Annotated in this window: 11 protein-coding genes and 1 pseudogene; 7 read left to right on the top strand and 5 right to left on the bottom strand. The window is 64.4% G+C overall.

The window, feature by feature from the left end; translation table 11 throughout:
• Positions 1 to 5: 5 nt before the first annotated feature.
• The gene (gene soxR, locus ACP26O_RS18230) at positions 6 to 482 is read right to left on the bottom strand and encodes a redox-sensitive transcriptional activator SoxR (protein ID WP_175663563.1); all 477 of its coding nucleotides are present in this window, start codon (positions 480 to 482) and stop codon (positions 6 to 8) included.
• A gap of 79 nt (positions 483 to 561) precedes the next feature.
• On the opposite strand from soxR, the gene ACP26O_RS18225 reads away from it, so the two are divergent.
• From ACP26O_RS18225 to ACP26O_RS18210, 4 genes and pseudogenes are all read left to right on the top strand, one after another.
• Positions 562 to 1,776, top strand: a complete 1,215-nt coding sequence (locus tag ACP26O_RS18225; protein ID WP_426356386.1) for an efflux RND transporter periplasmic adaptor subunit — start codon at positions 562 to 564, stop codon at positions 1,774 to 1,776.
• 13 nt (positions 1,777 to 1,789) lie between these two features.
• A complete protein-coding gene (locus tag ACP26O_RS18220) occupies positions 1,790 to 4,963 on the top strand; it encodes an efflux RND transporter permease subunit (RefSeq protein ID WP_426356385.1) in 3,174 nt (1,057 codons plus the stop codon).
• Positions 4,960 to 6,441: an efflux transporter outer membrane subunit gene (locus ACP26O_RS18215; RefSeq protein ID WP_426356384.1), complete on the top strand. Its 1,482-nt coding sequence runs from the start codon at positions 4,960 to 4,962 to the stop codon at positions 6,439 to 6,441. The genes ACP26O_RS18220 and ACP26O_RS18215 overlap by 4 nt, the downstream gene beginning before the upstream one ends.
• Before the next feature lie 449 nt (positions 6,442 to 6,890).
• Positions 6,891 to 7,106: pseudogene (locus tag ACP26O_RS18210) on the top strand (cytosine permease); the annotation flags it as partial.
• A 209-nt stretch (positions 7,107 to 7,315) separates the two neighbouring features.
• Here the strand turns inward: ACP26O_RS18210 and ACP26O_RS18205 are convergent.
• Positions 7,316 to 8,071 (bottom strand): glucose 1-dehydrogenase, encoded by a 756-nt coding sequence (locus ACP26O_RS18205; RefSeq protein ID WP_175663567.1) that lies wholly within the window; start codon positions 8,069 to 8,071, stop codon positions 7,316 to 7,318.
• Between the two features lie 678 nt (positions 8,072 to 8,749).
• Positions 8,750 to 9,124: a YXWGXW repeat-containing protein gene (locus ACP26O_RS18200; protein ID WP_124604462.1), complete on the bottom strand. Its 375-nt coding sequence runs from the start codon at positions 9,122 to 9,124 to the stop codon at positions 8,750 to 8,752.
• Between the two features lie 610 nt (positions 9,125 to 9,734).
• Here ACP26O_RS18200 and ACP26O_RS18195 point away from each other — a divergent pair.
• Positions 9,735 to 10,853 (top strand): porin, encoded by a 1,119-nt coding sequence (locus ACP26O_RS18195; protein ID WP_011659117.1) that lies wholly within the window; start codon positions 9,735 to 9,737, stop codon positions 10,851 to 10,853.
• A gap of 187 nt (positions 10,854 to 11,040) precedes the next feature.
• On the opposite strand, the gene ACP26O_RS18190 is transcribed toward ACP26O_RS18195, so the two are convergent.
• Complete coding sequence (locus ACP26O_RS18190) at positions 11,041 to 11,439, bottom strand: GreA/GreB family elongation factor (protein WP_006752579.1); 399 nt, start codon at positions 11,437 to 11,439, stop codon at positions 11,041 to 11,043.
• A 513-nt stretch (positions 11,440 to 11,952) separates the two neighbouring features.
• Here ACP26O_RS18190 and ACP26O_RS18185 point away from each other — a divergent pair.
• Positions 11,953 to 12,282, top strand: a complete 330-nt coding sequence (locus ACP26O_RS18185) for a DUF4148 domain-containing protein (protein ID WP_105833350.1) — start codon at positions 11,953 to 11,955, stop codon at positions 12,280 to 12,282.
• Between the two features lie 152 nt (positions 12,283 to 12,434).
• On the opposite strand, the gene ACP26O_RS18180 is transcribed toward ACP26O_RS18185, so the two are convergent.
• Complete coding sequence (locus ACP26O_RS18180; protein WP_175663568.1) at positions 12,435 to 12,896, bottom strand: CBS domain-containing protein; 462 nt, start codon at positions 12,894 to 12,896, stop codon at positions 12,435 to 12,437.
• A gap of 413 nt (positions 12,897 to 13,309) precedes the next feature.
• Here ACP26O_RS18180 and ACP26O_RS18175 point away from each other — a divergent pair, with 413 nt between their 5' ends.
• On the top strand, positions 13,310 to 14,467 hold the full coding sequence (locus ACP26O_RS18175; RefSeq protein WP_426356383.1) for a tyrosine-type recombinase/integrase: 1,158 nt from the start codon (positions 13,310 to 13,312) through the stop codon (positions 14,465 to 14,467).
• Positions 14,468 to 14,582: the final 115 nt, after the last annotated feature.

The following is a 14,582-nucleotide window of genomic DNA, read 5'->3' as shown; positions in this document are numbered from 1 at the left end:
GTGCGTCAGCCGAGATCGGGCGGCGTATCGCCGAGCCAGCGCCGCGCGCCGGGGCCGTTGCGCCCCGCGCGATCCTCGGGATTGGTCAACTTGCAGCGCTTCAGCGACAGGCAGCCGCAGCCGATGCATTCGTCGAGGTTGATGTAGAGCCGCTGCAGCTCCTCGATCCGGTTCGCGACGCGCTGCTTCCAGCCGCGTGACAGCCGCTGCCAGTCCTTGTTGGTCGGCGCGGTGTCTTCCGGCAGGCTCACGAGCTGCTCGGCGATCTCGTCGAGCGAGTAGCCGATCTTCTGCGCGAACACGATGAATGCGATCAGCCGCAGCACCGCGCGCGAATAGTGGCGATGGCTCGAGCCGTTGCGGTGCGACTTGATCAGCCCGCGCATCTCGTAGAAGCGCAGCGTCGACGCCGGCACGCCGCTGCGCGCGGCCACTTCGCGGATCGACATCAGCGGCCACTGCGGGGTTTCGTCGATACCCATGATGCCCTCCGGGAAAGCTTGACTTCAAGTTAACTTCAACTTTTATGCTAAGCGGCAGTTTAACCCGTCGCGAGGCATCATGCTCCCCTTATCCCTACGCAGGACGTCGCCTTTGGGCGCGGCCTGCGCACTGCTGCTGGCGTTGTCGGGCTGTCACGACGGCAAAGGCGAATCGTCGGCTCATCCCCTTCCCGAAGTCGGCGTGACGACCGTCGCGCCGCGCACGATCCGCCTCGCGGACGAATTCAACGGACGCGTCGAAGCGGTCGACGCGGTCGAGCTGCGGCCGCGCGTGAGCGGCTATCTGCAACGCGTCGCGTACAAGGAGGGCGACCTCGTCGCGCAGGGCGCCGTGCTGTTCGAGATCGATCCGCGTCCGTACCGGATCGCGCTGGACCGCGCGAATGCGCAGCAGCAGCGGGCGCGCGCGGCCGCAAGCCTCGCGAACGTGCAGCTCAAGCGCGTGCAGACGCTGATCGATGCGCATGCGACCTCCCAGGAGGAGCTCGACAACGCGCGCGCAAGCGCCGAGCAGGCGCGCGCCGATCTGCAGGCGGCCGACGCGGCCGTCGCCGACGCGAAGCTCAATCTCGGCTTCACCGAAGTGCGTGCACCGATCGCGGGCCGCGTCGGCCGCGCGGTCGCAACGACGGGCAACCTCGCGCGCGCGGACGACACGCTGCTGACGACCGTCGTGTCGCAGGATCCCGTCTACGTGTATTTCGACTGCGACGAGCAGAGCTACCTGCGCTACAACGCGCGGCGCGCCGATCCGAAGCATCGTGCGATCGGCGCCGATCCGGTGCGCGTGGGCCTCGCGAACGAGACGGGCTTTCCGCACGCGGGCACCGTCGATTTCCTCGACAACCGGCTCGATCCGCAAACCGGCACGATCCGTGCGCGGGTGCGGCTGTCGAACGCGGACCATACGTTCACGCCGGGCCTTTATGCACGCGTGCAGCTCGTCAGCGGCCGCGCCCAGGATGCGCTGCTCGTCGACGACAAGGCCGTGCTCACCGACCAGGATCGTAAGTACGTCTACGTAATCGGCGCCGGCGACAAGGCGCTGCGTCGCGACGTGACGATCGGCCGCGAGCTGGACGGCGAGCGGATCGTCGAGAAGGGGCTGCAGTCGGGCGATCGCGTGGTCGTCGACGGCTTGCAGCGGATCTACTACCCGGGCGCGCAGGTGAAACCGAAGGCGCTGCCCGCGCGCGCGGATGCAGGCACTGGCCCCGGCAACGGCACGCAGGCCGTGGCCGTGGCCGATGCCGGTGCGCCGGCCGCGCGGTAACGGGAGACATGCGATGGATTTCTCCCGATTCTTCATCGACCGGCCGATCTTCGCGGTCGTGCTGTCGATCGTCATCTTCGCGATCGGCCTGATCTCGATTCCGATGCTGCCGGCCGGCGAATATCCGGAAGTCGTGCCGCCGAGCGTCGTCGTGCGTGCGACGTACCCGGGCGCGAACCCGAAGGAAATCGCCGAATCGGTCGCCGAGCCGCTCGAAGAGGCGATCAACGGCGTCGAAGGCATCATGTACATGAAGTCGGTCGCGGGCTCGGACGGCAGCCTGCAGGTCGTCGTCACGTTCCTGCAGGGCGTCGATCCCGATACGGCCGCCGTGCGCGTGCAGAACCGCGTGAGCCAGGCACTGTCGCGTCTGCCCGACGAGGTGCGCCAGTATGGCGTGACCACGCAGAAGCAGTCGCCGACGCCGCTGATGTACGTGAGCCTCTATTCGCCGGACAACAGCCGCGATTCGCTGTACCTGCGCAACTACCTGACGCTGCATGTGAAGGATGAATTGTCGCGCCTGACCGGTATCGGCGACGTCGGCGTGTACGGCTCCGGCGACTATGCGATGCGGCTCTGGCTCGACCCGAACCGGCTGGCGTCGCGCGGGCTGACCGCGAGCGACGTGATCGCCGCGGTGCGTGAGCAGAACGTGCAGGTGTCGGCCGGCCAGCTCGGCGCGGAGCCGTCGCCGAACAAGAACGACTTCCTCATGTCGATCAACGTGCGCGGCCGGCTGCGCACGGTGCAGGAATTCGGCGACATCGTGCTGCGCAACGGCGACGATGGCCAGGTCGTGAAGCTGTCCGACGTCGCGCGCATCGAGCTCGGCGCGGGCGACTACACGCTGCGCTCGTATTTCAACGACAAGCATTCGGCCGTGGTCGGCATCTTCCTGTCGCCGGGCGCGAACGCGCTCGAGGTCGCGAAGGCCGTGTATGCGAAGCTCGACGAACTGTCGAAGCGCTTCCCGCCCGGTATCGCGTATCGACCGGTATGGGATCCGACCGTGTTCGTGCGCGAATCGATCCGCGCGGTGCAGCACACGCTGATCGAGGCCGTCGTGCTGGTCGTGCTCGTCGTGATACTGTTCCTGCAGACCTGGCGCGCATCGATCATTCCGCTCGTCGCGGTGCCCGTGTCGGTGGTCGGCACGTTCGCGTGGCTCTATCTGCTCGGCTATTCGATCAACACGCTGACGCTGTTCGGGCTCGTGCTCGCGATCGGCATCGTCGTCGACGATGCGATCGTGGTGGTCGAGAACGTCGAGCGCAACATCGCACGGGGGCTGAGCCCGCGCGATGCCGCGCACCAGGCGATGCGCGAGGTATCGGGCCCGATCGTCGCGATCGCGCTCGTGCTGTGCGCAGTATTCGTGCCGATGGCGTTCATGTCGGGCGTCACGGGCCAGTTCTACAAGCAGTTCGCGGTGACGATCGCGATCTCGACGGTGATCTCCGCGATCAACTCGCTGACGCTGTCGCCCGCGCTCGCCGCCAAGCTCCTGCGTCCGCACGGCGCGCCGAAGGATGCGCTCACGCGCGCACTCGACCGCGCATTCGGCTGGCTGTTCCATCCGTTCAACCGCTTCTTCGAGCGCAGCTCCGATCGCTATCACGGGGTCGTCGGACGCACCCTGAAGCGGCGCGGCATGGTGTTCGCGGTCTACGCCGCCCTGCTCGTGGCGACCGCGCTGCTGTTCAACGCTGTGCCGGGCGGCTTCATCCCCGTGCAGGACAAGCTGTACCTGTTCGCCGGCGCGAAGCTGCCGGAAGGCGCGTCGCTTGCTCGCACCAGCGCGGTGACCGAGCAGATGACGAAGATCGCGCTCGGCACCGACGGCGTCGAGATGGTGCCGGCGTTCGCGGGGCTGAACGCGCTGCAGGGCGTGAACACGCCGAACGTCACGAACTCGTACGTGATCCTGAAGCCGTTCGACCAGCGACACCGCAGCGCCGCGCAGATCAACGCGGACCTGAACGCGCGCTTCGCGGCGATCGGCGGCGGCATCACCTATGCGCTGATGCCGCCGCCGATCCAGGGCCTCGGCAACGGTTCGGGCTACTCGCTGTACCTCGAGGATCGCGGCGGGCTCGGCTACGGCGCGTTGCAGAACGCACTGAGCGCGTTCCAGGCGGCGGTCGCGAAGACGCCCGGGATGAGCTATCCCGTCAGCGCGTACCAGGCGAACATCCCGCAGCTCGAGGTGAAGGTTGATCGGCTGAAGGCGAAGGCGCAGGGCGTCGCGCTGACCGACCTCTTCAACACGCTGCAGGTCTATCTCGGCTCGATGTACGTGAACGACTTCAACGCATTCGGCCGCGTGTACCGCGTGATGGCACAGGCCGACTCCGGGCACCGGCAGACTGCCGCCGACATCGCGAACCTGCGCACGCGCAACGCGAAGGGCGAGATGGTGCCGATCGGCTCGATGGTGACGGTCGCGCCGGCGTACGGTCCGGACCCCGTCGTGCGTTACAACGGCTATCCGGCCGCGGACCTGATCGGCGACGCCGATCCGAAAATCATGTCGTCGTCGCAGGCGATCGCGAAGCTGCAGCAAATAGCGAAGGACGTGCTGCCGCCGGGCATTACACTCGAATGGACCGACCTCAGCTACCAGCAGGTCACGCAGAGCAACGCGGCGATCGTCGTGTTCCCGCTCGCGGTGATGCTCGTGTTCCTGGTTTTGGCGGCGTTGTACGAGAGCTGGACGCTGCCGCTTGCGGTGATCCTGATCGTGCCGGTGTGCATGTGCGCGGCGCTGTTCGGCGTATGGCTGTCGGGCGGCGACAACAACGTGTTCGTGCAGGTCGGGCTCGTCGTGCTGATGGGGCTCGCGTGCAAGAACGCGATCCTGATCGTCGAATTCGCGCGCGAGCTTGAAATCCAGGGCAAGGGCGTGATCGAAGCGGCGCTCGAGGCATGCAAGCTGCGGCTGCGCCCGATCGTGATGACGTCGGTCGCGTTCATCGCGGGCTCGGTGCCGCTGATGATCGGCTGCGGCGCGGGCAGCGAAGTGCGTGCGGCCACTGGTGTCACCGTGTTCGCGGGGATGCTCGGCGTCACGTTGTTCGGCCTGTTCCTCACGCCCGTGTTCTATGTGGCGATCCGCAAGCTCGCGGGCGGCACGCCGGCCGTCTGGAGCGAACAGCACGCCACCCTCGAAGGAGAAAACCGATGAGCGCCGCTTTCCGTCTTTCCGCGCTCGCGATGTCGGTGACGCTCGCCGCGTGCGCGGTCGGCCCCGATTTCAAGCGGCCCGACACGGCGAGCGCCGCGCGGTTCGCGCGCGACGCGCATCCGGCCACGCAGGATGCGGCGCCGCCCGATGCGTCGGCCGATGCCGACGCCGTGTTCTGGCGCGGCTTCGGCGATCCGGCGCTCACGCAGTTGATTGATGCGGCGCTCGCGGCGAACCAGGACCTGCAGGTTGCCGTTTCGCGCTACGACGCATCGAACGCGTTGTTGTCGCAAGCGACGTTCGACCGTTATCCGACGATCACCGCGAGCGGCCAGATCGGCCATCAGCTGACGAGCAAGGATCAGGCGTTCGGCGCGCCGCGCAGCCAGCGCGATACGCCGATTTCCAGCGTCGGGATCAACGCGGCGTGGGAGCTCGACCTGTTCGGCCGCGTGCGCCGCTCGATCGAGTCGCAGCGTGCGGAAACGGCCGCGAGCGCGGCCGACGTGCGCGCGGTGCGTGTCGCGATCGCGGGCGAAGTCGCTCGCACCTATGTGGATCTGCGCGGCTCGCAGGAGCGATTGCGGATCGCCCGCGAGAACGCCGAGAACCAGAAGCAGACGCTCGCGCTGATCAATGCGCGTGTCGGCGCGGGGCGTGGCTCCGAACTCGACGCGGCGCGTGCGCGCGCGCAGTACGAATCGACGACGTCGCGGATCGCCGTGTACGAAGCCGCGATCGGCGTCGACGAGCACCGGCTCGCGGTGCTGACGGGGCAGACGCCGGACGCGCTGATCGGTCGTTTCGATACGCCGAAGGGCGCGCCGGCGCCGCTGCCGGCGCTTGCCGCGGACATCGATCCAGGCACCCCGGGCGACCTGCTGCTGCGGCGCCCGGACGTCGCCGCCGCGCAAGCGCGGCTGCATGCGGCGACCGCGCGGGTCGGCGTCGCGACGGCCGACCTGTTTCCGCGCTTCACGCTGGCGGGGCTGCTCGGCAGCGCGACCAGCAGCTACGGGTTCTTCCGTGCGGGTAGCGACACGAACCTGATCGCGCTCGGCATCGACTGGTCGTTCCTCGACGTCGGCCGCGTGCGCGCGCGGATCGCGGCGAGCGACGCGGAAGCGGCGGGCCAGCTCGCGCAGTACCGGCAGACCGTGCTCGGTGCGCTGGAGGACACGGAGAATGCGCTGCTGCGCGTCGCGCGCACGCGGGACGAGACCGCCCATCTGGTACGTGCCGCGGACGACAGCGCGCGCGCCGCGCAACTCGCGCAGACGCGTTTCTCGGCCGGTGCGATCGACTACTACGAAGTGCTCGACGCGCAGCGAACGCTGCTGCAGGCGCAGGACGCGGCAGCCGACGCGCGGATGCGCAGCGCGACGTCGACGGTCGCGCTGTACAAGGCGCTGGCGGGTGGCTGGCCGTCGGGACTGGCGCAGGCTGAGGCGGGTCCGCTTGCGGGCCCGGGCCGGTAGTACGCGCGGCTGCGGGGCGGGTGGGGCGTTGCGTCCGCCCGCCGCGCGGCTGACTCCGCATCGTGGGCTCGGCGCTCACGCACCCTTATGCCAGCCCCCCGGGCCGCCGCATGGATTGATTGCAGTCGATGCGGCGCCGATCGCGCTGATCGGCATGACGCGCAATGCGCCGGCCTCGCATCGATGCCAGATGGCCGTTCAACGGGGCCGGTTCGTCCGCCTGCCGCCCGGCGGCGACAGCCCGGCGCATCGCCGTCGCACCTGCCTCGCATCGCTCGCGCCGCCGGCCGATTCCCCGTCGCGAAACATTGTTCTCCTTCGTCGTAAACGTCTCGAATGCGCGATATTTGCGCCGCCTGATCCGGTTTAGAGTGGCGGCAAATCGATGACGATGTGTCGTATGGCTGCGGTCGCGGGCCGTACCGACGCACCAGAGGAGCTGGAGACAAATGGCTGAAGGCAGAATGACGCAAGTCGAATCGTTCGGTTTCGAGCGCATTCCCGACGCGTCGCGCTATGCGCGTCCGATCGATCTGTTCCGGCTGCTGTTCGGCTGCTGAAATACGTTTTCCACGTCGGTGCTCGGCAGCTTTCCCGTGCTGGTCGGGCTGTCGTTTGTGAACCTGCGGTGCCAGTTCGTCGGGCCGCTCGGCAACCTCGCGGGCGGGCTCGATCTCAGCGTGCCGGTTCGCTGGCGGTCGGCGGGCTGCTGTATTTCGTGCTGCTGACGATGTATCCGGAAGCGGAGTGCGTGTATGGTCCGCGCGGCCGCTTCCTCGTGCTCGGTGGCAAGCAAGCGGCGCGCGGTCTCGGCACCCCGGTGATCCAGCCGAGGGGTACCGAGCACCGCGTCGCGTGTCGGCTGCGATGCGGATCAGTGGAAGGTGCTGCCCGCGAGCATCCCGCCGTCGACGATGAATTCCGCGCCCGTGCAGTACGCGGATTCGTCGGATGCGAGGAACAGCACGAGGCTCGCGACTTCGTCGGGTTTGCCGATACGTGCAATCGGCAGCCCGCTATAGATCGACGACGGGTCGAAATCCGCGTATTCCGGCGGGCGCGCCATCACGGTGTCGATGCCGCCCGGGTGGACCGAATTCACGGGGATTCCGTAGCGGCCGAACTCGAGCGCGGCGGCCTTCGTCATCCCGCGCACCGCGAACTTGCTCGACACATACGCGCTGCCGCCGGCCACGCCTTCCATCCCGGCCGTCGACGATACGTTGACGATCGAGCCGCCGCCCGCATCCTTCAGCGCCGCCAGCGCCGATTTCATGCCGAGCCAGCAGCCGATCTGGTTCACGTCGATCACCTTGCGATAGTCGTCGAGCGAACAGGATTCGATCGGCACCAGCTTCAGGATCGCCGCGTTGTTCACGAGGATGTCCAGCCGCCCGAAATGCGCGAGCGTTGCATGCACGGCGGTGTGCCAGTCGTCTTCGTTCGTCACGTCGAGATGCTGGTAGCGCGCGGCGTCGCCGAGATCGGCCGCGACGCGGTGGCCGGCGTCGTCCAGCACGTCGGCGATCACCACGCGTGCGCCTTCGGCGACGAACCGGCGCGCCTCCGCCTCGCCCTGACCGCGGGCGCCGCCCGTGATCAACGCCACCTTGCCTTCGAGTCGTTTCATCGTGTTTGCTCCTTTGAGTGAAGGGGGATGCGCTCGGGGCCGCTCATGCGGCGGCCGATGTGTCGATGATGCGGACCCCTGATCGGCGCCGTCCCATGCGTGCGCTTCGGCGATGCCGTGCGCGATCATGGCGTGCATGCCGGTGCCGTCGTTCACTTCGTGGCGGGGTGCGCGAATGCGCGCGGCGCCGTTCGGTGCGGGACGCGGCGCGCGATGAATGACGGCCATGATGGCAACAAAGGCGGCGCTGCGCGCCACCCAAACGGATTAATTGCGGGGTCCGGAATGCGCCGACTGTCGTACGGCGCAGCGACGATGCGTGGGGAGAGGTAAAGGCCGGAAAGGGGCAGAAGGGAGGGGCGATCCGCGAGTTATCCCGTGCCCGATTCCGGCTGCATATATGTGCCGCGGCGGCATCGGATGACTTCGTTATCCGAACGTTTGGAGCGTACTGCTCGCGCGCGTGTTGTTGCGAAGGGCGCAACGTAGGCGGGACAATCGCGGCTTGAGGCGAGCGATCCGCCGTGATCGGGCAGCTGCGATCGGCTGCGGTCCGGGGCCGATTCGGGTGCCGATTAGCCGCCTCGCACGCCGGCGCGCCGTCCTTCTACCGTCGACCGCCGCCGGGCCGTTCGCCGCACGCCGTTGCGCCGACCGAGAGCCGGCGCGGGCGACCGCCTATCGCCAGGTGCCGTCGACGTAGACCCACACCGGCCCCTGGCGCCGCCAGTAGCCGGGCACCCACCGACGCCCCGGGCGCCGCGCGACCCAGCGGCCGGACACCCATATATAGTGGCCGCGCTGCCAGCGCCAGTAGCCGTCGGTCCAGACATAGCCGTGCGGCCGCGGCGGCGGCGGACGGCGATCGTGCCGCGGTGCCGGCGGCGCGAAGCCCGGGCGATCGGGATAAGGCGGCCTGCCGGGCCCGTGGTTCGGTCCGGGCGGCCGGTATCCCGGCGGTGCTGGCTGGGCCGAAGCGGTACGCAGCCAGCCGCCGGTGGCCGCGACGGCGGCGGTCAGTCCGATGGCGCGCAACAACGAGCGTCGATTCATCGCGGGTCCTCTTATATGTACTCGGGTCTGCCGTACATTAGCCTGCCGGTCTCGTGGCCGGGTTACGCAGGCCGTTAAGGCTGTTACCGCATGTCACGATGGCCCGTTGGTCGTCCGTGGGCCGGCCGATCTCCCGCGTTGCAGCTCGGTGCCGACGGTGCAGGCACCAGCAACGGCCGCGCGGATGTGTGTTTGCCGTGTGGCCGGTTGGTTTTTAGGCGGCGCGGCCCGGTATTTGAGATTTTTTTGGGTAAAAATTACCGATTTCGGGTGATTTGCGGATTCCGCTTGTTGTTTCTATGCAACCGTCAAGACGCTGACACGAAGGAATGGTGGGATAGAAGGGTCCAAAAAACCGTCGTCAAGAAGTCAAAAAAATACGTCAAAACAAATACTTATAACTCGTCCCCACTTTCATTATTTCTAGTTCTGGAAAAGCTTATTTCTTTATTTGCAGATCGCGCCCCTAGGGTACACCCCTAAACTCACGGTTCCCAAACGGGCAACTATCCGGGCGCCGCCAGCAGGACCGATGGCGCTCCCGGGCGGTTGCAGACCGTTTATGAACAAGGTCGCGAGACCTGCCTCTTTTTAGAAGGGAGCTCCACGAATGAACAAGACTCTGATCGTTGCAGCAGCTGCAGCATCGTTCGCTACCGTCGCTCACGCGCAAAGCAGCGTCACGCTGTACGGCGTGCTGGACGCAGGCATCACCTACACGAGCAACGTCCAGCCGGCACTCGGCCAAGCTGGCAAGTCGCGTTGGGCGATGGGTTCGGGCATTGACCAGAGCCGTTTCGGCCTGCGTGGCTCGGAAGACCTGGGTGGCGGCCTGAAGGCAATCTTCACGTTGGAAAGCGGCTTCGGCATCGGTAACGGCAAGCTGGGCAACAACGGCGGCATGTTCAACCGTCAAGCATTTGTCGGTCTGTCGAGCCAGTACGGCACGGTCACGCTGGGTAAGCAGTATGACGCAACGCAAGACTACCTGGCGCCGCTGACGGCAACGGGCTCGTGGGGCGGCACGTACTTCGCGCACCCGCTGAACCTCGACCGTCTGAGCACGACCGGTGACGTCGCAGCGAACAACACCATCAAGTTCACGAGCGCGAACTACGCTGGCCTGCAATTCGGCGGCACGTACTCGTTCTCGAACAACACGAACTTCGGTAACAACCGTGCGTACAGCGCTGGCGTTGCATACCAGTTCCAAGGCCTGAAGCTGGCGGGTGCATACTCGCAAGCGAACCTGGGTGACGGTACGAACGCAAACGGCGCGACGTCGTCGGCAATCGGTGGCGTTGCTAGCCAAGGCCGCGTCCGCACGTACGGTGCTGCTGCTGGTTACGCATTCGGCCCGGCACAAGTCGGCGCTGCATGGACGCAAGCACGTCTCGACAACAACGCAGTTGGTCTGGGCACGCTGCGCACCGACAACTACGAAGTCAACGCAAAGTACAACCTGACGCCGGCTCTCGGCCTGGGTGCTGCTTACACGTACACGAACGCGAAGATCAACAACGGCAGCACGCACTGGAACCAGTTCGGCCTGCAAGCTGACTACTCGCTGTCGAAGCGCACGGACGTCTACGCACAAGCTGTGTACCAGCGTGCAGCGAAGAACGGCATTGGCGCATCGATCTACAACGGCGACAGCTTCAGCAACAACCTGCCGAGCTCGTCGATCAACCAAACCGCAGCAACGGTTGGTCTGCGTCACCGCTTCTAAGCGTGACAAGCGGGGTAACCCGCTTCGCAGTATCGAAAAGGCGCCTTCGGGCGCCTTTTTTTTGCCTGTCGAATACGGCGATAAAGGTCGCGACGACGGTGCATCTCATCCGGACGCAAAAAAACGAGGCTCAGGGCCTCGCTTTTTGTTTGATATGGCCGAGGTACGCTGCCGGCCGGCAGCGGCGTCAGCGCGTGTATTCGCCGTTGGCTTCCGGCTGGAACACGATCGCCGCGACCTTCATCAGCTTTTCGGCGCCGCTCGGTTGCAGCACCTTCACCAGTTGACCGCGTTGCGTGCCCAGCAGCGCCATGCCGACCGGCGAAAACACGTTCAGGCGCCCGAGCTCGAGATTGGCGGCATCCGGATAAACAATCGTCCAGGTGGCTTGTTCCTGGGACGCTTCGTCGAGCAGCGTGATCTGCGAGTTCATCGTGACGACGTTCGCCTTGATGGCGTCGGGCTGGACGATGTCCGCGCGCTCGAGCAGCGTGTCGAGCATCGCCTGGAAGCGCGGGTTGTGTTCGGCGTGCTTCTCGAGGCGAGCGACGTCGACTTCGCTCAGCTGGTAAAGGCGTTGTTTCATGGCAGTTCTCCAAATGATCAGCGGGGGCAGGCGTGGCATGCCTATGAGGATCGCCCGGAGCCTGTCTGACCTGGCTCCGGGAGGAGACCGTGCCGTCAGATCAGGCGCCGGGCAGGGGCGAGCGGTGCCTGGGCCGTGCGTCGAGCGCAGGTGGGCGCCGGATGACCGGCGCGCATGCACACGCCGGCGGGGCCGGACGGCGAAGCCGAAAGAGGCGTGGGCGCGTGCATGGTGGATAGGGTACCGACGGTTGAATAAAGCCTTACGATTCTACAACATAACCTTCCGGATCGGCGATTCGGCTGTCGGCCATCCGTCAGGCATTGTTGTGGAAATGCTTTAAGTGATGGCGATGCAGTGACGCGACCTCGATGGATTTTTTCCAAAAACGCAACGCTGTATGTTCAAACCAAGGGTTTCCCCTTGGTATCGCGAGCACTACACTTGTTTCCGTCGCTTCAGACAGTCCTGCCGGGAGCGACGCCAAAAGAGAACATATTTCGGAGGTCCATCATGAAGTCGATCATCTACGCAGCGATCGCTGCATCCGTCCTTGCCGCCCCGATCGCATCGTTCGCACAGTCCGAGCAGGGGTTGACCCGTGAGCAGGTCCGGGCCGATCTCGTGCAACTCGAACAGAACGGCTACAAGCCGGTCGCGAGCGATTCGCAATATCCGCAGGACATCCAGGCCGCGGAACGACGGATTCAGCCGAGCCAGCCGATGCTCGCCCAAGCCGATACGAGCGGCTACGGTGCGGTGGCGATGAGCGCAGGCCAGTCGGGCCGCCGCGTCACGCGTGAAGCCCCGAATCCGGTGAACTCCGTCTACTTCGGCAACTGAATATCCCGGGTCTGCCCGAGCACAGCATGTGACCGACGGGGCGCGCGCCGCTAGCGCGCATCCGCGTCAGCAGAACAGAACCTCCGTCGCCGCACTCCGGCGGCTTTCCCGCCCAGACGCTCGCGCGTTTGGGCCTTTTTCGCTGGAGTGGATCAGACGGACGTGACCGACGGGGTGCCGTGGATATAGTGTTCCAGCTGGCTGATCGTGAATTGCTGGTCGGCAATCACGCTCTTCACGAGGTCGCCGATCGAGATCAGGCCGATCAGCTTGCCGCCGTCCAGAACGGGCAGGTGGCGCATCCGGTGTTCGGTCATCAGCGCCATGCACTCGTCGGTGGATTGCGATGGTTCGACGTAGCGCACCTTGGCCGTCATGATTTCCTCGACGCGGGTGGCTTTCGACGAACGGTCCTGCAGCACGACCTTGCGCGCGTAGTCGCGCTCGGTAACGATGCCGGCGATGTCGTCACCGTCGACGACCAGCAGTGCGCCGATTCCCTTTTCGGCCATCAGCTTGATGGCGTCGTAGACGAAATCGTTTTTCGTGACGGTGTAGATCGTGCGGCCGGAATCCGGCTTGGCCTTGAGAATTTGCGCGACAGTCGTGCTCATTTGCTTTCTCCGTGTGCGGGACGATGCAGGGAAGGCAGGGCGTGATGCGCGGCACCCGATGGGCCCAGTATAGCCGGGCCGACTGAGGCAGTCGCGTGACGTTTCCAGATTAGCGGTAAACTCCGGTCACGCACTATCCACACAACTCCTACATTCCTGATCGTTTCGACTCAATTCATGATGTCTTCGCGTCCCCAATCGCCCACGCCGGGCAAATAATAAGTGCCATAGGATCATTCCCATCGTCCTTTTGCACATTTTAAGACCTTGATTTACAAGGAAATTTGTCAGACATTGGCGCGTGGCGTGGTCTTCCGGAAAGTGGTCTAAAAATGCCGTACTTACGCGGAAGTTACGCGACGCGGTATACTTGATTCCGTAAACTCACGATCTGGACGCGGCACGGGGGAATCATGGCGAAGGAAAGTACGACAAAGGCGAACATCCGTTCGCGCACGGCACGCGCGAAGCTCAGGCATCAGAATGAGCCGTACTGGGAAAGCATCCGGCGCGGTCTGCACGTCGGTTACAGAACGTCATCGGTCGGTCCCGGCACATGGGTTGGACGCCTGTATTACGACAAGCGCTATCACCATGTCACCCTCGACGGACAGCCCGAATTTGACGAAGCCCGCAAGCGCGTGGAGCAATGGGCGGACGAGCTGACTAAGGGCACCGCGAAGAAAGCGGACAGCCCCGATACGCCTCTGACCGTAGAGGATGCTTGTAAGAAGTACGTTGAGAATTTGGAGGTTCGCAAGGGCAAAAAGAGCGCTTACGACGCCTCCAATCGATTCGAACGTTTGGTGTACGGTAAGCCGATTGGAAAGACTCTGCTCGCCCTGTTGGAGACGAAGAGCATTGAGAAATGGCTTAATGATCAAACGGTGGAGGCTGTCGGCGATGATGATATCCGTAAGGCCCGCGATTCAGCTAACCGCAATCTCAAGAGTCTAAAAGCTGCGCTCAATTTTGCGAGAAAGAATAAATGGGTTGCCAGTGACGTAGAGTGGAAGGTGGTTAGCTATTTCGAAAAAGTAGACGTTAATCGAGACGGATTTCTAACAATCGAACAACGCAATCATTTGCTCGGTTGCATGCCCGATGATTTGCGTTTGTTCTCGACTGCGTTGATGCTGCTTGGTTGCCGTCCGGGAGAGTTGGCTAAGGCTCTTGTGTCCCACTACAACCAGCACACTGGGACGCTTATCTTGCGTCCAAGTAAAACAAAATCACGTGTTATATCGTTGTCTACGAAGGCGCAGGAGTTGTTTAACGAGCAAGTGAAAAATAGAGGTGGCGGCGCTCCGTTGTTTATGACTGATCGACATAAAAAATGGACAGTTGATGCATGGCACAGTCGATTTGTAAAGGCGCGAGATAAGGCGGAAATGCCGAACGCGGTTCTGTATTTTGCTAGGCATAGTTTCATTAGCGAACTGCTCACGAAGGGTGTGCCAATACATGATGTGGCTAAATTTACCGGAACTTCGGTCAAGCACGTAGATAAGAATTATGGGCATTTGACCAAAGAAGGGCAGGACAGAATTAACCGCATCGCGATTCTTTGATTTCGGAAGGGGCGGGGGCGAGAGTCGAATTCTCAGACTTTCTCGCCCCCGTTTTGTTTTTGGCTGGTCTGTACGATCTGAGCATGACCTGACGAACCGGCGGACGCGCAAGCGC

Origin of the sequence: Burkholderia sp. R-40 (assembly GCF_049942845.1) — a bacterium.
In the GTDB taxonomy this organism is placed as follows: Bacteria; Pseudomonadota; Gammaproteobacteria; order Burkholderiales; family Burkholderiaceae; genus Burkholderia; species Burkholderia ambifaria.
Note: the sequence above shows the minus strand (reverse complement) of the source record. Positions and strands in the feature narration are given on the sequence as shown.

Excerpts from the sequence above, each read along its gene's own strand:
- soxR (WP_175663563.1), bottom strand. The coding sequence starts at position 482 with ATGGGTATCGACGAAACCCCGCAGTGGCCGCTGATGTCGATCCGCGAA.
- ACP26O_RS18225 (WP_426356386.1), top strand. The coding sequence starts at position 562 with ATGCTCCCCTTATCCCTACGCAGGACGTCGCCTTTGGGCGCGGCCTGC.
- ACP26O_RS18220 (WP_426356385.1), top strand. The coding sequence starts at position 1,790 with ATGGATTTCTCCCGATTCTTCATCGACCGGCCGATCTTCGCGGTCGTG.
- ACP26O_RS18215 (WP_426356384.1), top strand. The coding sequence starts at position 4,960 with ATGAGCGCCGCTTTCCGTCTTTCCGCGCTCGCGATGTCGGTGACGCTC.
- ACP26O_RS18205 (WP_175663567.1), bottom strand. The coding sequence starts at position 8,071 with ATGAAACGACTCGAAGGCAAGGTGGCGTTGATCACGGGCGGCGCCCGC.
- ACP26O_RS18200 (WP_124604462.1), bottom strand. The coding sequence starts at position 9,124 with ATGAATCGACGCTCGTTGTTGCGCGCCATCGGACTGACCGCCGCCGTC.
- ACP26O_RS18195 (WP_011659117.1), top strand. The coding sequence starts at position 9,735 with ATGAACAAGACTCTGATCGTTGCAGCAGCTGCAGCATCGTTCGCTACC.
- ACP26O_RS18190 (WP_006752579.1), bottom strand. The coding sequence starts at position 11,439 with ATGAAACAACGCCTTTACCAGCTGAGCGAAGTCGACGTCGCTCGCCTC.
- ACP26O_RS18185 (WP_105833350.1), top strand. The coding sequence starts at position 11,953 with ATGAAGTCGATCATCTACGCAGCGATCGCTGCATCCGTCCTTGCCGCC.
- ACP26O_RS18180 (WP_175663568.1), bottom strand. The coding sequence starts at position 12,896 with ATGAGCACGACTGTCGCGCAAATTCTCAAGGCCAAGCCGGATTCCGGC.
- ACP26O_RS18175 (WP_426356383.1), top strand. The coding sequence starts at position 13,310 with ATGGCGAAGGAAAGTACGACAAAGGCGAACATCCGTTCGCGCACGGCA.